Origin of the sequence: Streptomyces sp. NPDC049970 (assembly GCF_040660235.1) — a bacterium.
Taxonomy (GTDB): Bacteria; Actinomycetota; Actinomycetes; order Streptomycetales; family Streptomycetaceae; genus Streptomyces.
Window position 1 is genome coordinate 464,649 of record NZ_JBFALP010000003.1, and the last position, 26,416, is coordinate 491,064.

A 26,416-nucleotide genomic window follows, 5' to 3' on the forward strand; every position below is an offset into this window, starting at 1 on the left:
ATCCCCGAACCCGCCGGATCTCCCAGACCCGCAGTCCTCCTGGAGTCGCCATGTCCGTACGCCGTCGTCACACCCTGAGAGCGCTCTCAGCCGCCACTGCCGTGGTCGCGCTCGCCGCCGGCTGCTCGTCCGCCAACTCGGGCGCCAACAAGGGGGGCGGAGCGGGTGCCTCCGGCGTACTGACCCTCGGCAAGCCGGACGGACCGCAGACGAACAACAGCAACCCGTTCCTCGCGACCTCGGCCGGCGCCACCCTCGGCTACCGCTTCATGATCTACGAGCCGCTGGCGATGACGAACCAGATCCGCCCCACGGACAAGGCGGACCCGTGGCTGGCGACCGCGTGGGACTGGGAGGCGAACTTCACCAAGCTCACCTTCACGCTCGACAAGCGCGCCAAGTGGGCCGACGGCAAGCCGCTCACCGCGGCCGACGTCGCCTTCACCTTCGAACTGCTCAAGAAGCACCCGGCGCTCAACGGCAACGGCATCCCGTACGACGGGATCACGGTCGAGGGCGAGAAGGTCGTACTGACCTTCAAGGAGTCGCAGTTCGTCAACCAGAACAAGATCATCACGACCTACGTCGTCCCCAAGCACATCTGGGAGAAGGTCGAGAACCCGGAGACCTGGCCCAACCGCACCCCGGTCGGCTCCGGCCCGTACAAGCTGAAGACGTTCACCCCGCAGACCACCACCCTGACCGCGACGCCCACCTACTGGAAGGGCGAGACCAAGGTCAAGGAGCTGCGCTACACCGCGTACAACGACAACAGCGCGGCGACGACCGCGCTGGCCAACGGCAAGGTCGAGTGGTCGTTCGTCTTCATGCCGAACTACAAGCAGCTGTACGTCGCCAAGGACCCGAAGAACCACAAGCTGTGGTTCCCCTCCGGCCTCGGCATCCACGGCCTGTGGTTCAACACCGCCCGCAAGCCGTTCGACAACCCCGCGCTGCGCAAGGCGATGGCCATGGTCGTGGACCGCAAGGCGATCCACGTGCAGGCCCAGGCCACCCTCTACCCGGAGATCAGCAACCCGACCGGCATACCGTTGCCCGCCGGCGAGCCCTTCCTCGCCCCCGAGTACAAGAGCGCCACCACTGAGCCCGACGTCGCCGGGGCCAAGAAGATCCTCGACGAGGCCGGATTCAAGCTCAGCGGCGGCGTCCTGAAGGACCCGGGCGGCAAGCCGGTCGAGCTCACCTTCACCGACCCGGCCGGCTGGAACGACTACATCACCGGGCTCTCCATCATCAAGGACAACATCAAGCAGCTGGGGATCGAGGCCAAGGTCAAGACGCAGACCGCCGAGGCCTGGGGCACCGACGTCGCCACCGGCAACTTCGACGCCACCCTGCACTGGACCAACAGCGGTGCCACGCCCTACGACATGTACCAGAACATCATGGACGGGGCGATACTCCAGCCGGTCGGCAAGACCTCCCAGCTCGGCAACTTCGGCCGCTTCAAGAGCCCCGAGGCCACCGCGGCGCTGAAGGAGTACGCCAATGCCACCGACGACGCCGCCCGCACCAGGTCCATGGACACCCTCCAGAAGATCATGGTCGAGCAGGCGCCGGTCATCCCGACGGCCGCGGCCCCGATAGGCGCCGAGTACTCCACGAAGAACTGGGTCGGCTGGCCGACGGAGCAGGACCCCTACGCCGCCCCGCAGCACACCCAGCCCGATGCGCTGGAAGTCGTGCTGAACCTGAAGCCCGCCAAGTAAGTACGGGGAAGAACCGGCCATGACCACCGAACAGTCCGCAGACGTGCGCACCGCGAACGACGTGGTGCTCGAAGCACGCGGAGTCACCAAGCACTTCCCCGTACGCCGCACGGCGGGCGACATCCTCGCCCGCAGACGTCGTACCGTCCACGCCGTCGACGACGTCTCGCTGAAGCTCCGGCGCGGCACCGTCACGGCCCTGGTGGGGGAGTCGGGCTCCGGGAAGTCCACCGTCGCACGGCTGCTCGCCCAGCTGTACCCGCTCACCGAGGGCGCGGTACACCTGGGCGGTACGGCGGTGAAGGCGGGACGTGGCCGGTCCTTCGTCCGATACGTGAAGCAGGTCCAGCTGATCTTCCAGGACCCGTTCGCCTCGCTGAACCCGGTGCACACCGTGCGCTACCACCTCACCCGGGCGCTGAGGATCCACGGCCGGGCGGGCAGCGGGGAGACGGACCTGGAGAAGAACCTGGCCGCCCTGCTGGAACGCGTCCAGCTGACCCCTCCTCATCAGTTCCTGGACAAGTTCCCGCACGAGCTGTCGGGAGGGCAGCGCCAGCGCGTCGCGATAGCGCGCGCGCTCGGCGCCGACCCGCAGGTGCTGCTGGCCGACGAGCCGGTGTCGATGCTCGACGTGTCGATCCGGCTCGGTGTCCTCAACCTGCTGCGCGACCTCAAGGAGCGGCTGCACCTCGCGATCCTCTACATCACCCACGACATCGCGTCCGCACGGTACTTCGCCGACACCACGCTGGTGATGTACGCCGGCCGGATCGTGGAGGGCGGGGACAGCGAGACCGTCACCCAGCACCCCGCCCACCCCTACACCCAGCTGCTGATCGCCTCCGCGCCCGACCCCGACCGGGTCGCCGACGAGGAGGACCAGGAGGAGGCGGGGAGCGGCGAGCCGCCCTCACTGATCGCCCCGCCCGACGGCTGCCGCTTCCACCCCCGCTGCCCGAAGGCCATGGAGCGCTGCCGCACCGAACTGCCGCCGCGCTTCGACCTGGCGGACGGCCAGTGGGCCGCGTGCTGGCTGTACGACGGCACGACCGCGCAGGGGGCTGCGAAGTGAAGTACGTACTCCAGCGTCTCGCCTTCTACGCCGTCACCGCGTGGGCCGCCATCACGATCAACTTCCTCATCCCGCGCCTCATGCCGGGCGACCCGGTCGAGGCCCTGATGAGCCGCTACCAGGGCCAGCTCGACACCACGGCGATCGCCTCGCTGAAGGCACTGTTCGGCCTCGACGAGAACCAGTCGCTCTGGTCGCAGTACACCGACTACTGGTCGAGCCTGCTGGACGGCGACCTGGGCCTGTCCTTCACCTACTTCCCGACCCCGGTGAGCGAGGTGCTCTCCGACGCGCTTCCCTGGACGCTCGCCCTGGTCGGCATCACGACCCTGATCAGCTTCCTGCTCGGCACCGGTATCGGCGTCTACAGCGGCTGGCGGCGCGGCTCCTGGCTGGACGGCCTGCTGCCCGTCACCACCTTCATCTCGTCCGTGCCCTACTTCTGGCTCGGCCTCATCGCCATCGCGCTGTTCGCCGTGAAGTGGCCGCTGTTCCCCTTCGAGGGCGGCTACGACAGCTCCCTGGTCCCGGCCTTCGACTGGCCGTTCATCTCCAGCGCCCTGTACCACGGTGTGCTGCCCGGGGTGACGATCGTGCTCAGCGCCGTGGCCGGCTGGATCCTCGGCATGCGCAACATGATGGTGACCGTCTCCTCGGAGGACTACGTCATGGTGGCGCAGGCCAAGGGGCTCTCCGAGCGGCGGGTGATGTTCGCCTACGCGGCCCGCAACGCGGTGCTGCCCAACATCTCCGGCTTCGCGCTCTCCCTGGGCTTCATCGTGAGCGGCACCCTGCTGGTCGAGATGGTCTTCAACTACCCGGGTATCGGCTTCCGCCTCCTCCAGGCGGTCGGCGCGAAGGACTACCCCCTGATGCAGGGCGTCTTCCTGATCATCACGCTCTCGGTGCTCGCCGCGAACCTGCTGGCCGACATGGCCTACGCCCTCCTCGACCCCCGCACCCGCAAGGAGGCGTGACACCATGTCCGTCGCAGCCACCGACGTCGCCGTACTGGACGATCCGCCCACCCCCGCGGCGGCCGGCCGGGCCCGGTTCCGCTTCCTGCGCGGAGGCAAGACCCGCACCGGCCTGGCCATCCTCGCGTTCTTCCTGCTGATCGCCGTCATCGGCCCCTGGCTCGCCCCGTACGACCCGGACGCGATGAGCGACCAGCTGCTCCAGCCGCCGTCCGGCGAGCACTGGTTCGGCACCACCCACACCGGGCAGGACGTCCTCTCGCAGATCCTCGTCGGCACCCGCGGGGTGCTGCTCGTCGGGTTCCTCGCCGGATTCCTCGCCACCGTGCTGTCGGTGCTCATCGGCGTCAGCGCGGGCTTCCTCGGCGGCGCGGCCGACGAGCTCCTCTCGATGCTCTCCAACGTCTTCCTGGTGATCCCCGGACTGCCGCTGATCATCATCATCGCGAGCTTCGTCGAGGACACCGGCGACCTGCTGATCGCCGCCGTCATCGCGCTCACGTCCTGGGCCTGGGGCGCTCGGGTCCTGCGCGCCCAGACGCTGTCCCTGAGGCGCCGCGACTACGTCGAGGCGTCCCGCGCCACCGGCGAGTCGACCTGGCGGATCATCCTCTTCGAGATCATGCCGAACCTCACCGCCGTGATCGCGTCCGGCTTCGTCGGCACCGTCATCTTCGCGATCCTCTCGGAGATCACCCTCGCCTTCATCGGCGTGGCCGACATCTCCCACTGGAACTGGGGCACCGTGCTCTTCTGGGCCCAGTCCAACCAGGCGCTGGCCCAGGGAGCCTGGTGGTGGTTCGTCCCGGCCGGCCTCTGCATCGCCCTGCTGGGCACCGCGCTCGCCCTGATCAACTTCGGCATCGACGAGTTCGTCAATCCGCGCCTGCGCACCGCCGGCGGTGCCGACCGCAAGGTGCGGATGCGGGTCGGCTTCACCCCCGTGGCACGTGCGGCCACGCCTCCCGGCCGCACCGGAGCCCCCGCGCCCGAGCCGTCCGGCACGTCCAGCAAGGAGCACTCCGCATGACCGCCGAGCCGATCCTCACCATCAGCGGCCTGAACGTCGACTACGGCACCGGCGCGAGCGGCGTGCACGCGCTCCGGGACATCGACCTGACCCTGCACCGCGGCGAAGTCCTCGGTCTGGCAGGCGAGTCGGGCTCGGGCAAGTCCACCCTGGCCTACGCCGTCACCCGGCTGCTCTCCCCGCCCGGGGTGATCACCGGCGGCGGCGTGCGCTACCACCGGCCGGGCGCCGAGCCCGTCGACATCCTCTCGCTCTCCCCGGACGAGCTGCGCGCCTTCCGCTGGCAGGAGCTGTCGATCGTGTTCCAGGGGGCGATGAACTCGCTCAACCCGGTGCACACCGTCCACAGCCAGCTCACCGACGTGCTCAAGGCGCACCGCCCCGGCATGCGCAAGGCCGAACGGACCGATCGGGCAGCGGAGTTGCTCAAACTGGTGGGGATCTCGGCCGACCGCCTGGCCGCCTACCCGCACCAGCTCTCGGGCGGCATGCGCCAGCGCGTGATGATCGCGATGGCGCTCGCCCTGGAGCCCGAGATCGTCATCATGGACGAACCGACCACCGCACTCGACGTTGTGATGCAGCGTCAGATCTTGCGCAGGCTCGTCCAGCTCAGGGAGCAGCTCTCCTTCTCCGTCGTGTTCATCACCCACGACATCTCGCTTCTGATCGAGTTCTCCGACCGCATCGCGATCATGTACGGCGGCCGGATCGTGGAGCAGGCGGGTGCGGCAGAGATCTACCGCGACCCCCGACACCCCTACAGCGACGGCCTGCTGCACTCCTTCCCCGCGCTGCACGGCCCCCGGCGTGAGCTCACCGGCATCCCGGGCTCACCCCCGCACCTGTCCGCGATGCCCGCCGGCTGCGCCTTCCACCCCCGCTGCGGCAAGGCCTTCGAGCCGTGCTCCGAGCGGGTCCCGGTCCTCGCCCCGCCGGACGCGGGACAGAACCGCGAAGTCGCCTGCTGGCTGCACCACTGACCGTCCGCCCGCCGCTCACCACCCCGCAGCACAACGGAGTTACGGAGTCCCGATGAACCTCGTCACGCCCCGCAGCAGCCTTCAGCCCGCCGCCGTCCAGGGACTCCCCGCCGACTTCCGCTGGGGCGTCGCCACCTCCTCGTACCAGATCGAGGGCGCCGCGTCGCAGGACGGCCGCACCCCTTCCATCTGGGACACCTTCTGCCGTGTGCCGGGCGCCGTGCACAACGCGGAGCACGGCGACGTCGCCTGCGACCACTACCACCGGATGCCCGAGGACGTGGAGCTGATCGCCGGCCTCGGCGTCGACACCTACCGCTTCTCGCTCGCCTGGCCGCGCATCCAGCCGGGGGGCCGCGGCCCCGCCAACGCCAAGGGCCTCGACTTCTACAAGCGGCTGGTCGACGAGCTCCGGGGCAGGGACATCACCCCCTGGATCACCCTCTACCACTGGGACCTGCCGCAGGAGCTGGAGGACGCGGGCGGCTGGCCGGCCCGTGACACCGCGCTGCGGTTCGCGGAGTACGCCGCGCTCGCGTACGAGGCGCTCGGTGACCGGGTCGAGCACTGGACGACCCTCAACGAGCCCTGGTGCTCGGCGATGCTCGGATACGCCTACGGGGCGCACGCCCCCGGCCGGACCGACATGGGCGACGCCGTGGGCGCCGTCCACCACCTGCTCCTGGGCCACGGCCTCGCCGCCCGGCAGATGCGTGAGGCGGCGGGGAGCCGCCCGCTGGAGCTCGGCATCACCCTCAACCTCGGCACCGCCACCCCGGAGACGGACAGCGAGGCCGACCGCGACGCCTGCCGCCGCGCCGACGGCATGGGCACCCGCCTCTACCTCGACCCGATCGTCCACGGCCGCTACCCCGAGGACGTCGTCGACGACCTCGCGGCCCAGGGCATCGAACTGCCCGTCCAGGAAGGCGACCTGGCCGCCATCGCCACCCCCCTCGACGTCCTGGGCGTCAACTTCTACCGCGGCGCCCTGTTCTCCGGGGTCACCGAGGACGGCTCGCCGACCGGCGCCGACGGCCTCCCCGTCGTGCGGGGTGTGGAACGCGACCTGCCCCGCACCGCCATGGACTGGGAGATCACCCCGGAGGAACTCACCTCCCTGCTGCTGCGGCTCCAGCGCGACTACGCGCTGCCGACCGTCATCACCGAGAACGGGGCCGCCTTCGACGACACCGTCGCCGCCGACGGCTCCGTGCCCGACACCGGCCGCACCGCCTATCTCGCCGACCACATCGCAGCCGTCTCCGAGGCCCGCAGCCAGGGCGCCGACGTCCGGGGCTACTTCGCCTGGTCGCTGATGGACAACTTCGAGTGGGCGTACGGGTACGACAAGCGGTTCGGCATCGTCCGCGTCGACTACGACACGCAGGCGCGGACGCTCAAGGACAGCGCCAAGTGGTACCGCGACACGATCCGGCTCACCCGGAACGCCCGCACCGACCGGCCCGTACGGGACTGACACGACAGCCCTCCCGTACGACGTCGTCCTGGTCGCGCCCGCCGCCCCTCACCGTCACCGTCACCGGAGCAGAGAAGAGCCGTCCATGCCCCGTACGCCGCACGTCCGCGCAGGCCACCGGGCGAGACCGGTGACCGCCGGCCTCGCAGCCGCCGCCGTCCTCGCCTCACTCCTCGCCGGGGCCGTCCCCAGCGCGGCCGCCGACGCTGACGAACCCGCACCCGTCCTCGTCGACCGCTTCGAGGGCGAGGTGCCGCTCGGCAACCCGCCCGCCGACTCGCTCTTCACCTGGGGCGGCGACGCGGACGACCACCCCGCCCTGAAGTTCGAGGAGCGCGCCGACGCCCCCGAGGGCGCCAAGGTCCTCCAGGGCACCTACGACATCAGCGCCTACGGCGGACTCAGCCACGAGTTCGCGGTGGACCAGCCCCCGAAGGACTGGACCGCCCACAAGGGCGTCCGCTTCTGGTGGTACGGGCAGAACACCGCGCCGCTGCCGCCCGGTTCGGGCAAGCGGATCAACTTCGAGATCAAGGACGGCGGTGCCAACGGCGGCGCCTCCGAGCTGTGGACCACCTCCTTCACCGACGACTGGGAGGGCTGGCACCAGGTCGAGATCCCCTTCGCGGACTTCGTCTACCGGACCGACTACCAGCCCGTCGGCGGCATCGACCAGGTCCTCGGCCTGAACGAGATGTGGGGCTACGCGCTCACCCTGCCGACCGGCGCTCCCGGCTCCTTCGCCATGGACGCGGTCGAGCTGTACGGCAAGGCCGACCCGGCCCTGAAGTCGAGCGTCGTGATCGACTCCGCGGTCCACCCCGTCACCGAGGGCGGCAGGGCGGACATCAGGATCTCCGTCGCCACCACCGGCTCCGTCCCCATCGAGGAGCCCGTCACCGTCGCGTACACGACCAAGGGCGGCAGCGCCGAGCCCGGCAAGGACTACACGCCGGTCACCGGGACCCACACCTTCCCCGCGGGCACCGCGTCCGGCACCACGCACACCGTCTCCGTGGCCACCACCAGGGACAGGGGCGCCGAGCCGGCGGAGACGATCCCGCTGGAGCTCACCGTCACCGGGGCCAAGGCGCCCAAGGAGGACCCGCAGGTCGTCATCGACGCCCACGGTCTGGCGTACCAGAACGCGAAGCTTCCGGTGAGCAAGCGCGTCGCGGACCTCCTCTCGCGGATGTCGCCCGCCGAGAAGGCGGGCCAGATGACGCAGGCCGAGCGCAACGCGCTCCGGTCGCAGGGCGACATCGCGGCGTACGACCTCGGCTCGCTGCTCTCCGGCGGAGGTTCCGTACCCACCCCGAACACGCCCGAGGCCTGGGCGAAGATGGTCGACGCCTACCAGCTGCGCGCCCAGACGACCCGCTTCCAGATCCCGCTGATCTACGGCGTGGACGCGGTGCACGGCCACAACAACGTGATCGGCTCGACGATCATGCCGCACAACATCGGCATCGGCGCCGGCCGTGACCCGAAGCTCGCGGAGAGGACGGGCGCGGTCACCGCGAACGAGGTCCGCGCCACCGGTATCCCGTGGGACTTCGCCCCCTGCGTGTGCGTCACCCGTGACGAGCGCTGGGGCCGTTCCTACGAGGCGTACGGCGAGGACCCCGCCCTGGTCGAGGCCATGGAGACGGTCATCACCGGCATGCAGGGCAGCCCTTCGGGCAAGGACCTGGCCCGCGCCGACAAGGTGCTGGCGAGCGCCAAGCACTTCGTCGGCGACGGCGGCACGGAGTTCGGCTCGTCCACCACGGGCTCGTACACCATCGACCAGGGCGTCACGAAGGTCACCCGGCAGGAGCTCGAAGCCGTCCACCTCGCGCCGTTCGCCGAGTCCGTGAAGCGCGGCGTCGGCACGGTCATGCCGTCCTACTCCTCGCTGGACGTCCTCGGCGACGACGCGGGACCGGTCAAGATGCACGCCAACGCCGAGATGATCAACGGTGTGCTCAAGGACCGGATGGGATTCGAGGGCTTCGTCATCAGCGACTGGCAGGCCATCGACCAGATCCCCGGTGACTACGCGAGCGACGTCCGCACCTCGGTCAACGCCGGGCTCGACATGATCATGGTCCCGACCGCGTACCAGGACTTCACGAAGACGCTCCAGGACGAGGTCGCCGCCGGCCGCATCGGCCAGGCCCGGATCGACGACGCGGTCTCCCGGATCCTGACCCAGAAGTTCCGCCTCGGCCTCTTCGAGAAGCCGTACGCGGACACGTCGAACCTGGACGAGGTCGGATCGGCCGCACACCGCGCGGTCGCCCGCGAGGCCGTCGCCAAGTCCCAGGTGCTGCTGAAGAACGACGGCGCCGTGCTCCCGCTCAAGGCGTCCCAGAACGTGTACGTCGCCGGCTCCAACGCCGACGACCTCGGCAACCAGGCCGGCGGCTGGACGGTGAGCTGGCAGGGCGCCTCCGGTGCCACCACCACGGGCACGACGATCCTGGAGGGCATCGAGAGGAACACCTCGTCGGCCACCTTCTCCGAGGACGCCTCCGCCCCGACCGGCGGGTACGACGCCGGAGTCGTGGTCGTCGGTGAGAAGCCCTACGCCGAGGGCATCGGAGACGTGGGCAACGGCCACGACCTGGAGCTCACCGATGCCGACAAGAAGGCCGTCGACACGGTCTGCGCCGCCATGGAGTGCGCCGTACTCGTCGTCTCCGGTCGTCCGCAGCTCATCGGCGACCGGCTCGGCGACATCGACGCGCTGGTCGCCTCCTGGCTGCCCGGCACCGAGGGCGACGGCGTCGCCGACGTCCTCTACGGCAAGCGGGCCTTCACCGGGCAGCTGCCGGTGACCTGGCCGCGGTCGGAGTCGCAGCTGCCGATCAACGTCGGTGACGCGGCCTACGACCCGCAGTTCCCCTACGGCTGGGGACTGACCACCCTGCGGAAGCCACCCTCGGGCGGTGAGGCGGCGCTGACCGCCCTCGCCGTCGCCGCGCGGCTCGCCGAGCGGGCGGGTCTCGGGAGGACCGCCGCGGGCAAGGAGATCGTGGACCGGGCGAGGTTCCTGGTCCAGCAGAAGACAGGCGGCGAGCCGGCCGCCGCGGTGTCCAAGCCGTTCGCCGAGGCGGACCACCTGCTGCTCACCGGTGATCTGACCGGCGCGGTGTCCAAGCTGCGCACGGCGTACCGCGCCGCGTAACAACACGGGCCGCGTAACAACACGGGAGGGACCCGGGCGGGCGACGCATCCTTCGCCCGCCCGGGTTACTTTCGGAGTATGCGGAAAAGGCTGTTCGCTCCCTTGTGGGCCTGCCTGCTGCTGATTCTCTCGGCGGCCGTGCTGGCGATGACCCCCGCTGCCCCTGCCGCCCCCTCCACGATCGGCGACGCGGCCCGCGCCCTGCGCCAGGGCCCGGTCTACGTCGACCCGGCGGCGGCAGGGCAGCTCCCGGCCTCCCAGGAGGCCGCGCTGGAGAAGAAGATCAAGGACGCCGACAAGCCGGTCTTCGTGGCCGTGCTGCCCGCGACGTCCCAGTACCCGCCCGAGAACCTCCTGCGGAACCTGCGCAGCGACACCGGGATCACCGGCGTCTACGCGGTCCGCCTCGGCAACGGATTCGACGCGGGTGCCGACCCGCAGGTGATGCCGACCCGTGCCGTGGAGAACCTCACCACGGCCGTGAAGGCCCCCGGCGCGGACACCGACGCCGCGACCCAGCTCAACGCGTTCGTCGACCGGGCCCTCGAACAGGCCAAGGGCAGCGCCCCGGACTCCTGGTCGGGTGGCACCGCCGGGGACGGTTCCACGAGCGGGATGCCGGTGGCCGGCCTCATCGTCCTCGGCGGCGTCGTGGCCGTCGGCGGCGCCACCGCGTTCACCGTCGTCCGCCGCAACCGCAGGCGCCGGGAGGAGGAGGAGCAGGCCGCCTTGGACAAGCTCCGGGTGGTCGTGGACGAGGACATCACCGCGTACGGCGAAGCACTCGACCGGCTGGACTTCCATCCGGCGGAGCCGGGAGCCGACGACCCGATGCGCGCCGACTACGAGCGCGCGCTCGACTCCTACGAGGACGCCAAGTCCCGTATGGGCAGCGCCCGCCACCCCTCCGACGTGCGCGGGGTCACCCAGGCCCTGGAGGACGGCCGGTTCTCCCTCGCGGTCCTGGAGGCGCGCCGCAAGCACCGGGAACTGCCGGACCGCCGCCCGCCCTGCTTCTTCGACCCGCGCCACGGCCCCTCCGTCGCGGACGTCACATGGACGCCGTCCGGCGGAGCGGCCCGCGAGGTCCCGGTCTGCGGCGCGGACGAGGTGCGGCTGCGGGAGGGCGAGGACCCGATGAGCCGCACGGTGGACGTGGGCGACGGCAGCCGCCGCCCCTACTGGGAGGCGGGCCCGGCCTACGGCCCCTGGGCCGGCGGCTACTTCGGAGGCGGCCTGCTGCCCGGCCTCCTGGTCGGCACCATGCTCGGCTCGATGCTCTCCACCCCGGCGTACGCGGCGGAGTACGGCGGCGGTGACTTCGGCGGGGTCGGGGGAGGCGACTGGGGCGGAGGCGACTTCTCCGGCTCCGACTTCGACTCCTCGGGCTTCGGCGGCTTCGGTGACGGCGGCGGCTTCGGCGGCGGCGGAGGGTTCGACGGAGGCGGCGGATTCTGAGGCCCGCCCCGCTTCATCGGGTGCGAGCGGGGCGGGGCGGCGAGGTCGCGCGCCTACTCGGACGCGCCCTCCCACTTCTCCGGAGCCCACAGGCCCGAGCGCTTGAGCGAGGCCGGGCAGTGCAGGTAGATCTCGTCGATGTCCACGACCAGGGCGAGGTCGGGACGCCGTCCCCTGACCTTCATCTCGTCGAAGAGCGGAGCGTCCCTGAGGACGCGGGCCCGGCCGTTGATCCGCAGGACCGTCATCGCACCCGGTATCAGGTACAGCAGCCCCACGTGCGGGTTGGACAGGATGTTGTGGAAGCTGTCCCCGCGCCGGTTGCCCGGCAGGTCGGCCATCACCAGGGTGCGGGGGTCCAGGACCCTGGTGAAGCCGGGCTCCCCGCCGCGCGGGGAGGTGTCGCAGTTGCCGTCGGCGTCCGAGGTGGAGACGGCGCAGAACGGGGAGCGGGCCAGCAGGGCGAGGTCGGCCTCGGTGAGCTCGTCGTGCACCTTGTCGATGACGATCGGCCACGGCTCGCCCAGGATCTCGCGCAGCTGCTCCGCCGACTCCAGCGGCACGGCTCCGGCCAGCGGGTCCGCGGTGTCGACGGGGGCGGCCGGTGCCGGTGCGGGCGCGGCATTCGACAAGGGGTTCTCCGTACCTCGTGTGGGCGCAGCAGCGGGACGCTGACCTGGCACTGTTAGGGTCACCTTACTTAGGTGCCCGATGGGTCCCGACCCGGGGGTGGCAAGCGCGCGGGACAAGGTCGTCCCGCTGTTCGCGGACGCGATGAACCAGGCGGCTCGGACGTCCCGCGCCACCTGGTGGCGCGGGACGCGAACGGGTGCCACTCTTGTCGCGTGGACCGTGACCGCCTGGAGAAGCAGCTTCTGCACGGCCTGACCGTCGACGCCACCAGGCCGGAGCAGCCGATCCTGCTCGACGACGAGGGCAGGCCGATCAGGACCTGGCGGGAGAACTACCCGTACGACCGCAGGCTGCGCCGCAAGGAGTACGAGCGGATCAAGCGCATCCTGCAGATCGAGATGCTCAAACTCCAGCGGTGGACCAAGGACACCGGCGCGCGGGTCGTCGTGGTCTGCGAGGGGCGGGACGCGGCGGGCAAGGGCGGCACCATCCAGCGCTTCACCGAGCGCCTCAACCCCCGCGGCGCCCGCATAGTCGCCCTGGACAAGCCGACGGACCGCGAGCGGGGGCAGTGGTACTTCCAGCGCTACGTGGCCCATCTGCCCGCACCCGGTGAGATCGTCTTCTTCGACCGCTCCTGGTACAACCGGGCCGGTGTCGAACGCGTGATGGGCTTCTGCACCCCGCCCGAGTACGAACGCTTCCTGGACCAGTGCCCGGCCTTCGAGGAGATGCTCGTCGACGACGGGATCATCGTGGTCAAGTTCTGGTTCTCCGTCTCCCGCTCCGAGCAGCGCACCCGTTTCGCCATCCGGCAGATAGACCCGGTGCGGCAGTGGAAGCTCTCGCCCACGGACATCGACTCCCTGGACCGCTGGGACGACTACACCACGGCCAAGATCCGCATGTTCCGCGCCACCGACACCGAGTACGCGCCGTGGACGGTGGTGAAGAGCAACGACAAGCGCCGGGCCCGCCTCGAAGCGATGCGCAGCCTCCTGGCCCGCATCGACTACACGGCGAAGGACCCGGGCGCCGTCGGCAGGCCGGACCCCCTCGTCGTCGGCGCCGCCGCCACCCTGCTGGAACCGGGCGAGGAGGACACCGCCCTCTCACCCACCCGCCTCGCCCCGAACACCAGGGGGCGGGGCGCGCACCCGTAAGGGGCCGCTCACCGCCTCCGGTCCTGCGGCGCCTCGTCGCTCCGAGGGGGGCGGGTGAGCACCAGCGGGCCGGTCTCGGTGACGGCGACCGTGTGCTCGGAGTGAGCGGTACGCGAGCCGTCGGCGGAGCGGATCGTCCAGCCGTCCGGGTCGTAGACGATCTTGTCGGTGCCGGCGGCGAACCAGGGCTCGATCGCGATGGTCAGGCCGGGGCGCAGCTTCCAGCCGCGTCCGGGGCGGCCGTCGTTGGGGATGTGCAGGTCCTCGTGCATCGTGCGGCCGATACCGTGTCCGCCGAACTCCAGGTTGACCGGGTAGCCGTACTCCGCGGCGACCGAGCCGATGGCCGCCGAGATGTCCCCGAGCCTGTTGCCCGGCCTGGCGGCCTCGATGCCGGCTTCCAGGGCGACCTCGGTGGCCTCGATCAGCCGAAGGTCCTCCTCGGCCGCGGTGCCGACGACGACGGACCGGGCCGAGTCCGCGGCCCACCCGTCGATGGTGACGGCCATGTCCATGGTCAGCAGGTCCCCGTCGCGCAGCTTGTAGCGGTGCGGCAGTCCGTGCAGCACGGCGTCGTTGACCGAGAGGCACACCACGTTGCGGAACGGGCCCTTGCCGAACGAGGGCTCGTAGTCCCAGTAGCAGGACTGCGCGCCGCGTTCCTTGATCCGGCGGCGGGCCTCATGCTCCAGATCCAGCAGGTCGACCCCCACCGCGGCCAGGGCGGCGAGCTCGGCCAGCACCTCGCCGACGAACTGTCCGGTGACGCGCATCCGCTCGATGTCCTGGGGGGTTTTGTGCTCGATCACTGCGTTCCTCGATCCTCCGCGACGCTGGTAGGTATATTTATACCAGGGGGTGGTTGCCGCCGGATCGCGTGCCGCTCTAGCATGAGCGCATGGTTCGTCATCCGCTCGCCCCCGAACAGATCGAGGCGGGCCGGCGCCTCGGAGCCGCGCTGCGCTCCGCCCGGGCCGGACGCGGCCTCGCCGAGGTGGCCCTGGCGGCAGGGATCTCGCCGGAGACCCTCCGCAAGATCGAGACCGGCCGGCTGCCCACACCCGCGTTCGGCACCGTCGTCCGGCTCAGCGAGGTGCTCGCCGTGCCGCTGCCCGAACTCGCCGTCGTCTGGCGCAGCGGCCTCGTCCTGAGCAAGGCCTCCTGAGCGGAGGGAGCGCGCGTCCGGGCCCCGCCGAGGGCGGGGCCCGGACGAGGTCAGCCGGTGGGGAAGTTGTCGGCCGTACTGATCCGGTTCTTGAGCAGCGCCCCGGACTCGGTCAGCACCCCACTGCCGCTGTAGTCGCCGCCGTCACAGGTGCCGGGCCGGAGGGCCGCGCTGCTCTCGGGGGCGTCGGAGTAGGTCCAGTTGGCGTAGCTGATCCCCAGCTGGTCGAGCAGGTCCAGCCAGGACGTGGTGCTCGCCCGGTCCATCTCTCCGCCGCCGGTGGCGCTCACGGTGCCGAACTCGGTCACGAACAGCGGCAGTTGCGAGGCGGCCCGGCTCACTGCGGCGCGGTAGGCGTCCTTGTGGCTCGCGGCGTAGAAGTGGAACGTGTACATGAGGTTGGTGGCGTTGACGGGGTTGTTGACGACCTCGCTCCCGTCGGAGCCGTCCGAGACGCCCAGTGAGGACCAGCCGCGGGTACCGACGATGACGACGGCGTCCGGGTCGGCGGCCCGGATGACCGGGATGACCTGCTCGGCGTAGTTCTTGATGGCCGACCAGCTGACGCCGTTGGGCTCGTTGGCGATCTCGTAGATCACGTTCTTCTTGCCGGCGTTGCGGGCGGCGACGGACGCGAAGAAGGTCTTCGCGCGGTCGAGGTTGTAGTTCGGGTCGCCCGGCGTCAGGGTGTGGAAATCGATCAGCGCGTACATGCCGCGGGCCTCTGCCTGGTCGACGAGGCCGTTCACTCGACTGGTGAAGCCCGCCGGGTCGGTCTCGTAGCCGTCCTCCTGTACGTACATGGCGATGCGCAGCAGGTCCGACTTCCAGTCCCTCGCCAACGCGTCCAGGGACGCCGCGTTGTAGCACGTGCCGAACCACTGGATGCCGTGCGTACTCATGCCGCGCAGCTGGACGGGGCGGTCGTACTGGTTGCACAGGTGCACGCCGCAGACGTGGAGTTGGCCGTTGACGCCCACCGGGGTGCCGTCCGCCGGGGCCGGCGGGGGCTCTTCGAGCGAACCCGTGCAGGCGACCCCGTTGAGCGTGAAGGCCGTAGGTCTCGGGTTGCCACCCGTGAAGGAACCGGTGAATCCCAGGTCGGCCGCCGCGCCGGTGGCCAGTGTGCGGTTCCAGTCGACGCCGACGGCGGAGACGGTGGGGCCGGACTGGGACCAGGTGGCGTTCCAGCCCTGGGTGATCCTCTGTCCCGCGTCCGGCATGGCGAACCCGAGCGTCCATCCGGTGACGGGGGCGCCCAGGTTGGTGACCTTCACCCCGGCCTGGAAGCCTCCCGCCCACTGGCCGGTGACGCTGTACTCGACCTTGCACCCGGTGGCGGCCGCCGCTTGGGGGCCGGCTGCCGCCGTGAGGCCCAGGACTGTCGCGCAGGTCGCCAGTAAGGCGAGCAGGCGTTTCATGGCGTTCCTCCTCGTGCGAAGCGGAATCGGCTCATGGGAGCGCTCCCAAGGCCTGTCGACCCGAGAACGTACACCGGAGCGCCGACGCGCGATAGACATTCGACGTACCGACGGGACGACACCGGTCCGGAGGTGCGTGTGGAGGGTTCCGGGGCTTCCCCCCGGAAGCAGGGCAGCCCATTCCCTTCCGTCTCGCCGGGTGCTCGACGGCCGGGTCGCCCTACGGCCGGGGCGCAGCCTGCACCGTGACGATCCGTATTCGGGGCCCCGGTGGCGTGAAGCCCGCCCGGACGGTGCTTCCGGGAGGCGCGCCGGGGCCGTCTGCGGCGGATCTGCACATCGTGTCCGCAGGAGGCGAGACGGCTCCCGCCGCTTTTCGCGCGCGGACCGGATCCTCCACGTCGGCGACCGACAATGTCCCCTTCGCGGCGGATCGAATATTCGTCCTGCGAAACGTCCGTCGGTCGGACGGGTGAAGAAAATGTACCGGTCCACGGATTGATGTGACCGTGTCGGCGATTCCTCGCCCGACAACCATTCGCCGGACCGGTGGAGGGTGGCCCCGCAACGCCCTGACGTGCTTACATCCCTCACATCGCGCCGGCCGCAGGCGAATTCACCGCCTCAGGGCGAACGGTGAGCCCTCGGTGGCCGCGACATCGGCGGGGGCCCTTCGTCTTGACGGGGTCGGCCCGGCCGTTCGGAATCAATGCGAAGGGAATTCACATCATGAGCTCCGTCCCCCAGATACACACCCAGGAAATCTCCGACAGCGACCTGGACGCCGTGTCCGGTGGCCTCTCCGGCGCGGCTGCCGTCCAGGCTCCGCTCGTCGGTGGCGTCGCCGGTGCGGTCAGCGCCGACCTGCCGGGCGCGTCGCTGCTCCCCGGTGGTCTCTCGGGCGCCCTCGGCGGCGACGTGCTCGGCGTCGCCGGTCTCGGCTCCGCCGCCACGCTCTCGGCCTGATCCTGCGCCGAGCCCGTACGCCCCGTGCTCCGACGGCCACCGGCCGCGGGGCACAGGGGCCGTGCGGAACCGAGGCGGACACAGCGGACCTGACACCACGGACCAGAGGGTTTCGAACGTGAGCGACCCGCGTACCGCTCGCCGTCCAGGCGGCCCGGGCAACCGGTGGGAGCTCGTCTGGAGTCACCGTGACGAACTGCTGGAGATCGCGCGCCGCCGTTCGTCGAGCGCCGAAGAGGCCGAGGACGCCGTCCAGGAAGCGATGGTCCGCGCGGTCGAGGACCCTGACGTCCAGTACGGCCGGGTGCGCTCGTGGCTCAGGCGCGCGACCGTACGCGCATGCGCCGACCGGCACCGGCAGGTCGCCCACGACCGGGAGTTGAGCAAGAGCCTCTCCACCGCTCCGGCCGAGCCCTCCCCCGTGGAGGAGGCGGTATGCGACCGGGCGGAGGCCAGATGGCTGGCCGGGCGCAGCGCGGAACTGCTGCCCGCCCGCCAGGCGCAGGCGCTGCTGCTCCAGGCGCGGGATCTGGACGTCGGGCAGGTGGCCCGGGCCATGGGGCTGAGCTACCGGGCCACCGAGTCGCTGCTCGCCCGGGCCAGACGGTCGTTGCGTGACGCCCTGGCCGGGACCCTCGCACTGGCCACGGCGGTGTGGTTGTGCGCGCGCAGGCTTCCCCGCGCGGACGTCGCCCCGTCCGCGGGGGTGACGTCGGCTGCGGTGACGCTCGCCGTGGCGGCGGCGGTGATGCCGGCGGGGCCCTTCGACCAGCCGGACGTCCGGCCTCCGGGGAGCAGGCACGGGGCCGTGGCGCCGCGCCCCGCTCCGGCCGCCGAGTTCCCCGCTCCCCGAGCGTCTCGGGCACGCCCTCACACGCAGATGCCCTCGCCGGACCCGCATCGCGACGCCGGTACGGGGCAGGACGCGTCGCGGTCCGTTCCGCTGAGTCCGCCGTGCTCCCACGAGCCTTCGGGCGCGGTGGGGGTGGAAGTATCGATCGGATCCGGCCAACCTGTCTCGCTACCGACGCCGGTGGACACGCTCACGTCGATACCGTCACTGCCGGTGGACACGCCGGATCTCCGTCGCCCGGAAGTGCCCCCGGTGCCGACGGTCACCACCGCCGCGGTGGGCGGCGTCACGGTCGATCCCGAACCGCTGGGCCGGGCGTCCCGTTCAGTGCGGTGAGGCTGCCGGATCCAGCGCGTTGCCGACGCTGCACCCGCCCTCCCCGGGCATCCGCTGCACCCGGGGCGGCACCCGGACGTCGGTGGAGCCGGGACCCACCCGGCCGAGCAGGCAGTCCTGCGCGTCGAAGCCGTCGCCCCTCACGTACAGGAGAACACCGACCCGTCCGCCGTCCCCCTTCACCTCGGTACGGATCTCCGGGGGCAGGTCCAGGGCGGCGATCCCACGGCGTACCTCCGCCTCGTCCACCCGGCCGCCCTCCGGCACCCGGGGAAGTCTCGCGCGGAGCTCCTCGTACGGCAGCCGGGCCGGTTCGGGCGGCTGGGCGAAGGCCGGCGGAGGGCCGTCCGGGCAGTCCGCATCCTTTGGATCCTCACGCCACTGCGACCTGGGCGACACCCGTATCCCGAAACAGCGCTCGACGGTGACTTCCTGGGTGTCGATCCATCCCCTGTGCGCCGAGCCGGACGTGCGGACGACCAGGTCGACGCCGTCCCCGTCATGTGTGGAGGTGCCCGTCACCCGGAGCACCTCCACCCCGTCGATGCCGGAGGCGGAGCGTCCTACCTCCTCCGCCGTGCGCGGACGCTGGCCCTAGAGCCGGTCGCTCGCGCCGGCGGTGAGCACCAACAGCGGTGCGAGCAGCAGCAGTCGGCGCATGTGCCCACCCTTCCGGCGCCGCGCGGCGGCAGCCGCTCACGTCCTCGGGCCGGCACGGGCGATCGTACTCAGCCCCGTCGGCGAAACCGGCTTGCGTTCCTTCGCACCGGGCGCCCGACACTCCGAAACGGACCTCGGCGCCGCTCGTCCCGGGTCGTCGCGTGGGACGGCTGTCAGCCGAAGTCGTCGGGGACGATGCGGAGTCTCCGCGCGACGCGGGCGAGGGCCTTCTGATCGGTCGTGTTGAGCGAGTCGAGGACGATGCGGCGTACGGCGCGCAGGTGGGTGGGCGCTGCCAGGCGCACGATGTCGAAGCCGCCGTCGGTGAGTTCGGCGAGGGTGTAACGGCCGTCTGCCGGGTCGGGTGTCCGTAGGACCCAGCCGCGCTGTTCGCAGCGTTTGACGACGTTGGACAGGCGGGAGAGCGACCCGCTGGCGAGGAAGGCGAGCTCTCCCATCCGCAGCTTGCGCCGCGGCGCCTCGGAGAGGTGGCTGAGCACGAGGTACTCGAACAGGGTGAGGCCGTGTTCCTGCCGTAGCGGCGATTCCAGCTTGGCGGGCAGTAGCAGGACGAGGGAGATCAGCCCCGTCCATGCCGCCTTCTCCTGCTCGTCGAGCCATCGCAGCTCCTCGTCGTCCTCGTGTTCGCCCGTGCCGCTCATGGGTTCTCCCGTGCTGCTCATGGATCTTCCCGCCCCTCCGGCGAAGTTCGCCATCACTTTGCGCTTGAAGTCATCGCTTGCTAGTCTCACTTTACGCGTGAAGTCATTCAACGGGAAACGCGCCCCGTGGACAGGAAGAGGGAACATCATGAGCACCGTCACCTTCGGCGTCACTCCGGGTTACGGCGAGAAGCTGTACGAGGCCCTCGGCTACAGCGGGGCCGTCCGCGTCGACGACCGGGTCGAGACCTCCGGCCAGGCCGGGGTGGACGACGACCTGGTGATCCCCGACTCGCTGGAGGACGAGATCATCCAGGCTTTCGACAACGTGGAGCGCACGCTCGCCACGGTCGGCGCGACGTGGAAGGACGTCATCCACGTCAACTCGTACCACAAGGTCGCGCCGGGGGATGACGCCATCGGCGACGACCACAACGCGGTCATGGCCGAGCAGTTCCGCCGTCGCCTCGACGGCCGCGCGCCGATCTGGACCGAGACCGGCGTCACGGTCCTCGGGCTCGCCGCCATGCGCGTGGAGATCCGCGTCACCGCCGTGGTCGGCTCCGGGGGCTGAGCCATCCCCGTAGCCCGGGGAGGAGGGGCGCCATCCGGGCGAGTTTGCCACTTCGGCAAGCAGGTTTGTCGAATCGGCGCCGCGCGCGCACCATCTCCCGTAACAGGAGGTGTTCCGCATGAGCGAGACCGACCAGCGGTACGACGTAGTGGTGATCGGCGGTGGGGCCGCCGGGCTGAGCGGGGCGCTCGCCCTCTCCCGGGCGCGGCGTTCCGTGCTCGTGATCGACGCGGGAAGCCCGCGCAACGCGCCCGCTTCCCACGCGCACAACTACCTGGGGCGCGAGGGCGTCCCGCCCTTGGAGCTGCTGGCCGTCGGGCGGGCCGAGGCGGCGGGTTACGGCGCCGAGATCGTCCGGGGCGACGTCGTCTCGGCCGAGAGGTTGTCCGACGGCTTCCGCGTCGTGCGGGCGGAGGGGAGCGCCGTCCACGCCCGTCGACTCCTCGTGACCACCGGGATCGTCGACGAGCTGCCTCCGCTGGAGGGCCTGGCCGGGCGCTGGGGCAAGGAGGTGCTGCACTGCCCCTACTGCCACGGCTGGGAGGTGCGGGACAGGCCGGTCGGCGTGCTGGCGCTCAGCCCCATGGCCGTGCACCAGGCACTGCTCTGGCGGCAGTGGACCGACGACGTGGTGCTCTTCCGCCACGAGCAGGCCGACTTCAGCGACGAGGAGTACGAGCAGCTCGCCGCGCGGGGCATCTCCGTCGTGGACGGTGAGGTGGCCGCGCTGGAGGTGGCCGAGGACAAGGTCACCGGTGTGCGGCTGGCCGGGGGCGCGGTGATCCCGCGCGAGGCGGTCGTCGTCCAGCCCCGCTTCACCGCGCGGTCGGCGGTCCTGGAGGGCCTCGGCCTGGTGCCGACCGAGATGGTGATCGGCGACCACGTCGTCGGCACGTACGTCGCGGCCGACCCGGCAGGCGCCACCGATGTGCCCGGCGTGTGGGTGGCCGGTAACGTCGCCGACCTCATGGGGCAGGTCGTCGGAGCGGCGGCCGCCGGGCTCAGGTCGGCATCGATGATCAACATGGACCTCGTCACCGACGACACGCGCCGCGCGGTCGAGGCGCGCCGCACCCCCTTCTCGGCCGAGGCCGAGCGCCAGGTCTCCGAGCGTGTGCTCGGAGACCGCCGTCACGGACTGCAGGAGACTCGATGACCACCGACAGCACCCGCACCGACGCCGAGATGTGGGACGACCGGTACCGAGAGAGCGACCGGATCTGGAGCGGGAACCCCAACACGGTCCTGGTCCGCGAGGTGGAGGGCCTCACGCCGGGCCGCGCCCTCGACCTCGGCTGCGGCGAGGGCGCCGACGCCGTCCGGCTCGCCCGGTGGGGCTGGAGGGTCACCGCCACCGACATCTCGCGGGTCGCCCTGGACCGGGCGGCCGTCCACGCGGCCGACGCCGGTGTCGCGGACCTGATCCACTGGCAGTGGCACGACCTGGGGGCCTCGTTCCCGGAGGGGGAGTACGACCTGGTCTCCGCGCAGTTCCTGCACTCGATGGGCGACCTGCCGCGCGAACGGATCCTGCGCGAGGCCGCCGCCGCGGTCGCACCCGGCGGCGTACTCCTGATCGTCGGCCACGCCGGCTTCCCCTCCTGGGAGCACGACCACGCGGACATGGAGCTGCCGACGACGGACGAGGTCCTCGCCTCCCTCGAACTCCCGGAGGGGGAGTGGGAGGTGCTGCTCAGCGAGGAGCACGAGCGCGTCCAGAACGACCCCGACGGCAACCCCACCACGCGCACCGACAACGCGTTGAAGGTCCGCCGCGTCCGGTGACCGGGCACAGCCGGGCGCCCGCCGTCCTCCCCGGTGGGGGAGGGCCGGCGGGCGCGCTCGGTCCGGAAGGCTCAGACCTGCGCGGCGGCCTTGATCGCGGAGATGTCGAAGTTCAGCTTGACCTTGTCGCTGACCATCACGCCGCCGGTCTCCAGGGCGGCGTTCCAGGTCAGGCCCCAGTCGGAGCGCAGGATGTCGGCGCTGCCCTCGAAGCCGACGCGCTCGTTGCCGTAGACGTCGGTGGCGGAGCCGTTGAACTCCAGGTCGATGGCGAGCGGACGGGTGACGTCCTTGATGGTCAGGTCGCCGGTGACGCGGTACGAGTCGCCGCCGAGCTGCTCGGCCCGCGTGGAGCGGAACGTCATCAGGGGGAACTTCTCGGCGTCGAAGAAGTCGCCGCTGACCAGGTGGCCGTCCCGGTCGGCGATGCCGGTGTCGACGCTGGAGATCCGGACGTCGATCGAGGCGGAGGACCCGGCCGGGTCCGCGCCGTCCAGCGTGAGGGTGCCCTCGTGCTCGGCGAAGGAGCCGCGCACGTTGGTGACCATGGCGTGCCGCACGGTGAAGCCGATGCTGCTGTGGGCCGGGTCGATCGTGTACGTGCCGGTGAGCGCGGCCAGCGCCGGGTCGACGGCGAGGGTGGCGGTGGTGGACGGGGCGGCGTTCTTGCGGTTGAACAGAGCCATGGCTCCTCCTCGGTACGTGCGTCCGGCGTGTTCTGTGACGACAGGCCGTCGAGGTTCTTGTTGAACCTTCAACGAGATTGACTGTAGACCCTTTTTGTTCAATGTTCAACATCAAGGGTCCAGGCCGGTCCGGAAGTCGTGGCCGAAGTGGAGTGGTCCGCGCCGCCCCCTGGCGGACGCGCGTAGAGCTCGGGCACTATCTCCCTGCCCCAAAAATTGTCATGAGCAGGAGGATCCCCCCATGCTGACCCGTCCCAGACTCCGCTCGGCCCTGACCGCTACGGCCCTCGTCCTCGGCGCCCTCTTCGCGCCCGGCGTCGGCGTCCTCGGCGGCGGTGCGACCGAGGCGCACGCGGCCACCAAGCTGACCCACTCCCAGGCGACCTCACGCTTCACCTCGTCCGGGGTCACCTGGTCGTCCTCGGGCGGCTGTTCCAACCGGAACGTCTCCACCTGCACGTCCTTCGACCAGCTCAACCTCGCCAGTGCCCAGGGCGCCCAGACGCTGAAAAGCGCCACGGGCTGCGCGCTCAACATCACCGGCGGTACCGAGACCGGCCACGCCTCCGGCACGTACTCGCACTGGAACGGCTACAAGCTCGACTTCGCCAAGACCACCTGCCTGACGAACTACGTGAAGGGCGTGTTCACCTACATCGGAGTCCGTGGTGACGGCGCTCCCCAGTACCAGTCCGGCTCCGGCAACGTCTACGCCGACGAGGGCAACCACTGGGACGTGACGTACTACAACTGCGGCGGCTGCTGACGGTCCCGGAGCGGCACGCGCCCGGTGGCACCCGCCCCGGGCAGCCCGGTGCCCCCGCTCCACGGATCCACGGAGCGGGGGCACTCGCCGGAGCCGGTCCGCCGGGCGTCAGGGCCGCAGCGCGGGCAGTGACCCCGTGCCGAGGACACCGGCCCGGTCGATGGCGATCCGACCCTCCTTCACCACGGCCAGGATGTGGGCCGGCTCGCCCAGCGCCCTGATGTCGGCCAGGGGGTCGACGTCCGTGATCACCAGGTCGGCGGCCTTGCCCGCCTCCAGGGTGCCGGTGAGTTCGCCGACACCGCACAGCCGGGCCGCCTCGCCGGTCGCGGCCACGATCGCCGCCATCGGGGTGAGGCCCCCGATGTCCACCAGCAGCCCCAGCTCCCGCAGGTTCTGGCCGTGCCCGACCGCCAGACCGCTGTCCGTCCCCATCGCGATGCGGACGCCGGCCGCGGCCGACCTGGCCACCGACTCCTGCGCGATCCGGTGCCAACGCACCCCCTTCTCGTACGCGGAGGGCGAGGTGCGCGCCGGATCGAGGTCCTGGGTGGTCTCCAGCAGCGTCGGCACCAGGTACTGGCCCCGCTCCACCATCTCCGCCCGCAGCTCGTCGTCCAGGGCGTAACCGTGCTCGATGCTGGTGACGCCGGACCGGACGGCCGCCTCGATCCCCGGCCGTCCGATGGCGTGCGCGGCGACGGGCAGACCTCCGTAGGAGCGGGCCTCCTCGACGGCCGCGCTGATCATCTCCGGCCGCAGCCCCAGCCACTCGGGCTGGTCGTGAGGTGAGGTGACGCCTCCGCTGGTGGCCAGCTTCACGCAGTCGGCGCCTGACGCGACCAGGTCGCGGACCCGGGCCCGCATGTCGTCGACCGAGCCGACCAGGCTGGGCGGGCTCCCGGGGAAGGCGACGGCGACGGCGAGTCCGTCGATCCCGGCGGCCAGGGTGAAGTCGGCGTGTCCCGCGCGCTGGCTGAGCATGGTCACCGAGACCAGCAGCCGGGGCCCGACGATCTTCCGCTCCGCGACCGCCTGCCGGAACCCGGCGTCCAGGCCCATCAGGTCCCGCGCGGTGGTGACCCCGTTCTCCAGGGTGACGCGCAGCCGGTCCAGCACGTTCAGGGCACGGTAGGTCGGAAGTTCGTAGAGGCCCTGGAGGGGGTTGCCGGCGGGGCCGGGCAGGGCGAAGTGCACATGCGCGTCGATGAAACCGGGGCAGACGGTCCGCCCGCCGAGGCTCAGCCGCTTCGGCGGGGCGAGCTCCGCGGGCAGACGTGCGAGGGGGCCGGCCCACCGGATCGCCGTCCCCTCGATCAGCAGCGCGGCATCCGGCACGGGGGCGCGCCCGGTGCCGTCGATCAGGCGTAGGTCCTGGAGGAGGACCCGTTCACCGGGCTCCCCGGCGGGCAGTGCGTCGGATGAGGACATCTTCCGACGATCCTTCCCGCTGCCCGGCCCCGCAGGCCGGACTGGGCCGTACGGGTGCCGGACGCGGCCGGGCCGCCCGCCGCGGTGTGCGGTGGACGGCCCGGCGCGGGGAGAGGGTCAGGAGCCCACGCTCACCGTGAAGCGGCGCGGATTCCCGTCGTGCGCCGCACCCGAGACGTCCGGTTCGCCGTCCGGGCGGACGTCGTCGTAGGGGAAGGCGTATCCGATGGGGGAGTTCGCGTGGACGACCCGCGACCAGTGGTTCGTCACGCCGCCCTTGTAGTAGTCCGCCACCGAGGTGCCGTTGGGCTGCTGCGGGTGGCTGAGCATGATCGAGCGGTTGAACCCCGCCGCGATCCTCGCCAGCAGCGCCTTCTTGTCGTCGGAGTCACCCGGGTTGTTCGTGAAGGGGCCGTGGTTGCAGGTGAAGATGTCCTTCGACGTCGGCTTGACGAAGGTGTGACCGCCCTCGAAGGTCAGTGTGTCGCCGCTGACCCGCCCCGCCAGCGTGCCCCGGCCGCCCTGCATGTCTATCCGCAGGTCGGTGGAGCGGTACTTCTCCCAGACCTCGTCGATCTGCGCGGTGAACAGGTCCCGGAAGGGCATCTCGTCCGGCCGGTCGAAGAACGGCGCCATCAGGTTCTGCGGCGACACGACCCGCAGTACCTCTCCGTCCGAGCCGCGGGTGACCAGCTTGTCCCAGGGCTGTCCGTCGGAGGCGGCCTGGGCGGTGAGGTCGTCGGCGATGCGCTGGACCGCGCCGTCCGGGAGCGGGGCCACCGTGTGCGTGGTGTCGCCCTCCAGGGTCAGGCCGATCGGCAGCGCGGTCACCAGGTCGACGTAGCTGATGTTCGCGTACAGCTGCTGGGGATTGAAGGTGAACTCGCAGAACGACCAGGTCCTGCCGTAGTTCGGGTCGGTCGGTGTCGCGAAGGCGGGCTCCACCAGGGACGGCCCGGGGTTCAGGTAGAAGTCCAGCTTGTCGTCCCGCACGAAGTAGACCCTGGCCCCGTACATCTGCGGCAGGGTCAGTACGACGGGTCCGGCGCCCGCGGCCTTCAGCGGGATGGCGCAGTCCACGGGCAGCGGGGTCTGCGGAGCGCCGGGGGAGTCCGGGCGGTAGACGCTGCCGTCGGGGCGGAGCAGGACCCAGCGGTCGGTGCCCTGCTCGTGCCCGGTGACGTACGCGTGCACCGTGCCGGGCAACGAGCGGTTCTCCAGAGCCAGTTCACAGGTTGCGGCGGCGGCCGACGTGCGCGGGCTCAGGGCGCTGCCCCAGAGCGGGTAGGTGAGCGCGGTCGCGGAGGCGGCGGCGCCCGTCAGGAACATTCGGCGTGAAATCACGAAGGAACTCCCGAGGTGTGGGGGGACCGCAGACACAGGTGTGGGGGGTGGTGCGGGGAGGTGTGG

The 26,416-nt window shown here is 71.1% G+C and carries 24 protein-coding genes; 16 read left to right on the forward strand and 8 right to left on the reverse strand.

Annotated elements, in window-relative coordinates; genetic code table 11:
* Positions 1 to 50 precede the first annotated feature (50 nt).
* From AB0I83_RS08320 to AB0I83_RS08355, 8 genes are all read left to right on the forward strand, one after another.
* On the forward strand, positions 51 to 1,730 hold the full coding sequence (locus tag AB0I83_RS08320) for an ABC transporter substrate-binding protein (protein ID WP_363304040.1): 1,680 nt from the start codon (positions 51 to 53) through the stop codon (positions 1,728 to 1,730).
* 19 nt (positions 1,731 to 1,749) lie between these two features.
* The gene (locus AB0I83_RS08325; protein WP_356531095.1) at positions 1,750 to 2,805 is read left to right on the forward strand and encodes an ABC transporter ATP-binding protein; all 1,056 of its coding nucleotides are present in this window, start codon (positions 1,750 to 1,752) and stop codon (positions 2,803 to 2,805) included.
* Positions 2,802 to 3,782 (forward strand): ABC transporter permease, encoded by a 981-nt coding sequence (locus AB0I83_RS08330; RefSeq protein WP_363304041.1) that lies wholly within the window; start codon positions 2,802 to 2,804, stop codon positions 3,780 to 3,782. Before AB0I83_RS08325 ends, AB0I83_RS08330 begins: the two co-directional genes overlap by 4 nt.
* A gap of 4 nt (positions 3,783 to 3,786) precedes the next feature.
* Entirely contained in the window at positions 3,787 to 4,812 is a 1,026-nt protein-coding gene (locus tag AB0I83_RS08335; protein WP_363304043.1) for an ABC transporter permease, read from the forward strand.
* Positions 4,809 to 5,795: an ABC transporter ATP-binding protein gene (locus AB0I83_RS08340; RefSeq protein ID WP_363304044.1), complete on the forward strand. Its 987-nt coding sequence runs from the start codon at positions 4,809 to 4,811 to the stop codon at positions 5,793 to 5,795. The genes AB0I83_RS08335 and AB0I83_RS08340 overlap by 4 nt, the downstream gene beginning before the upstream one ends.
* Before the next feature lie 52 nt (positions 5,796 to 5,847).
* Positions 5,848 to 7,275 carry a GH1 family beta-glucosidase gene (locus AB0I83_RS08345; protein ID WP_363304045.1) on the forward strand — a complete coding sequence of 476 codons (1,428 nt, stop codon included), beginning with the start codon at positions 5,848 to 5,850 and terminating at the stop codon, positions 7,273 to 7,275.
* Positions 7,276 to 7,360: 85 nt separating this feature from the next.
* Positions 7,361 to 10,447: a glycoside hydrolase family 3 N-terminal domain-containing protein gene (locus tag AB0I83_RS08350; RefSeq protein ID WP_363304046.1), complete on the forward strand. Its 3,087-nt coding sequence runs from the start codon at positions 7,361 to 7,363 to the stop codon at positions 10,445 to 10,447.
* Between the two features lie 78 nt (positions 10,448 to 10,525).
* Positions 10,526 to 11,905: a hypothetical protein gene (locus tag AB0I83_RS08355; RefSeq protein WP_363304048.1), complete on the forward strand. Its 1,380-nt coding sequence runs from the start codon at positions 10,526 to 10,528 to the stop codon at positions 11,903 to 11,905.
* Positions 11,906 to 11,958: 53 nt separating this feature from the next.
* On the opposite strand, the gene AB0I83_RS08360 is transcribed toward AB0I83_RS08355, so the two are convergent.
* Positions 11,959 to 12,537, reverse strand: coding sequence for an MSMEG_1061 family FMN-dependent PPOX-type flavoprotein (locus AB0I83_RS08360; protein WP_363304050.1), 579 nt, complete (start codon positions 12,535 to 12,537; stop codon positions 11,959 to 11,961).
* Between the two features lie 213 nt (positions 12,538 to 12,750).
* Between AB0I83_RS08360 and ppk2 the strand changes: the two genes are divergently transcribed.
* Entirely contained in the window at positions 12,751 to 13,701 is a 951-nt protein-coding gene (gene ppk2, locus AB0I83_RS08365) for a polyphosphate kinase 2 (RefSeq protein ID WP_363304051.1), read from the forward strand.
* Between the two features lie 8 nt (positions 13,702 to 13,709).
* Here the strand turns inward: ppk2 and map are convergent, their stop codons facing one another.
* Entirely contained in the window at positions 13,710 to 14,510 is an 801-nt protein-coding gene (gene map, locus AB0I83_RS08370) for a type I methionyl aminopeptidase (protein WP_363304052.1), read from the reverse strand.
* Between the two features lie 89 nt (positions 14,511 to 14,599).
* On the opposite strand from map, the gene AB0I83_RS08375 reads away from it, so the two are divergent.
* Positions 14,600 to 14,866: a helix-turn-helix transcriptional regulator gene (locus tag AB0I83_RS08375; protein WP_363304053.1), complete on the forward strand. Its 267-nt coding sequence runs from the start codon at positions 14,600 to 14,602 to the stop codon at positions 14,864 to 14,866.
* A 50-nt stretch (positions 14,867 to 14,916) separates the two neighbouring features.
* On the opposite strand, the gene AB0I83_RS08380 is transcribed toward AB0I83_RS08375, so the two are convergent.
* Positions 14,917 to 16,287 (reverse strand): cellulase family glycosylhydrolase, encoded by a 1,371-nt coding sequence (locus AB0I83_RS08380; protein ID WP_363304054.1) that lies wholly within the window; start codon positions 16,285 to 16,287, stop codon positions 14,917 to 14,919.
* 729 nt (positions 16,288 to 17,016) lie between these two features.
* Here AB0I83_RS08380 and AB0I83_RS08385 point away from each other — a divergent pair.
* Both AB0I83_RS08385 and AB0I83_RS08390 read left to right on the forward strand, forming a co-directional pair.
* Positions 17,017 to 17,253 (forward strand): hypothetical protein, encoded by a 237-nt coding sequence (locus tag AB0I83_RS08385; protein ID WP_363304055.1) that lies wholly within the window; start codon positions 17,017 to 17,019, stop codon positions 17,251 to 17,253.
* A gap of 118 nt (positions 17,254 to 17,371) precedes the next feature.
* A complete protein-coding gene (locus tag AB0I83_RS08390; RefSeq protein WP_363304056.1) occupies positions 17,372 to 18,442 on the forward strand; it encodes a sigma-70 family RNA polymerase sigma factor in 1,071 nt (356 codons plus the stop codon).
* Here the strand turns inward: AB0I83_RS08390 and AB0I83_RS08395 are convergent.
* Together AB0I83_RS08395 and AB0I83_RS08400 are read right to left on the reverse strand one after the other, a co-directional pair.
* The gene (locus AB0I83_RS08395; RefSeq protein ID WP_363304057.1) at positions 18,431 to 18,964 is read right to left on the reverse strand and encodes a translation initiation factor IF-2; all 534 of its coding nucleotides are present in this window, start codon (positions 18,962 to 18,964) and stop codon (positions 18,431 to 18,433) included. The two genes, AB0I83_RS08390 and AB0I83_RS08395, sit on opposite strands and share 12 nt — an antisense overlap.
* Before the next feature lie 311 nt (positions 18,965 to 19,275).
* A complete protein-coding gene (locus AB0I83_RS08400) occupies positions 19,276 to 19,785 on the reverse strand; it encodes a MarR family transcriptional regulator (RefSeq protein ID WP_363304058.1) in 510 nt (169 codons plus the stop codon).
* Between the two features lie 127 nt (positions 19,786 to 19,912).
* Between AB0I83_RS08400 and AB0I83_RS08405 the strand changes: the two genes are divergently transcribed.
* From AB0I83_RS08405 to AB0I83_RS08415, 3 genes are all read left to right on the forward strand, one after another.
* On the forward strand, positions 19,913 to 20,338 hold the full coding sequence (locus tag AB0I83_RS08405) for a Rid family hydrolase (protein WP_363304061.1): 426 nt from the start codon (positions 19,913 to 19,915) through the stop codon (positions 20,336 to 20,338).
* Between the two features lie 118 nt (positions 20,339 to 20,456).
* Positions 20,457 to 21,494, forward strand: coding sequence for an NAD(P)/FAD-dependent oxidoreductase (locus AB0I83_RS08410; RefSeq protein WP_363304063.1), 1,038 nt, complete (start codon positions 20,457 to 20,459; stop codon positions 21,492 to 21,494).
* Positions 21,491 to 22,123, forward strand: a complete 633-nt coding sequence (locus AB0I83_RS08415) for a class I SAM-dependent methyltransferase (RefSeq protein WP_363304065.1) — start codon at positions 21,491 to 21,493, stop codon at positions 22,121 to 22,123. The genes AB0I83_RS08410 and AB0I83_RS08415 overlap by 4 nt, the downstream gene beginning before the upstream one ends.
* 71 nt (positions 22,124 to 22,194) lie before the next feature.
* Here the strand turns inward: AB0I83_RS08415 and AB0I83_RS08420 are convergent, their stop codons facing one another.
* Positions 22,195 to 22,809 carry a YceI family protein gene (locus AB0I83_RS08420; protein ID WP_356531123.1) on the reverse strand — a complete coding sequence of 205 codons (615 nt, stop codon included), beginning with the start codon at positions 22,807 to 22,809 and terminating at the stop codon, positions 22,195 to 22,197.
* Positions 22,810 to 23,050: 241 nt separating this feature from the next.
* Here AB0I83_RS08420 and AB0I83_RS08425 point away from each other — a divergent pair, with 241 nt between their 5' ends.
* Positions 23,051 to 23,575 carry a hypothetical protein gene (locus AB0I83_RS08425; protein WP_356531124.1) on the forward strand — a complete coding sequence of 175 codons (525 nt, stop codon included), beginning with the start codon at positions 23,051 to 23,053 and terminating at the stop codon, positions 23,573 to 23,575.
* A 108-nt stretch (positions 23,576 to 23,683) separates the two neighbouring features.
* Here AB0I83_RS08425 and AB0I83_RS08430 read toward each other — a convergent pair whose 3' ends face one another.
* Entirely contained in the window at positions 23,684 to 25,006 is a 1,323-nt protein-coding gene (locus tag AB0I83_RS08430) for an amidohydrolase family protein (protein WP_363304066.1), read from the reverse strand.
* A 117-nt stretch (positions 25,007 to 25,123) separates the two neighbouring features.
* Positions 25,124 to 26,335: a glycoside hydrolase family 64 protein gene (locus AB0I83_RS08435; RefSeq protein ID WP_363304097.1), complete on the reverse strand. Its 1,212-nt coding sequence runs from the start codon at positions 26,333 to 26,335 to the stop codon at positions 25,124 to 25,126.
* Positions 26,336 to 26,416 lie beyond the last annotated feature (81 nt).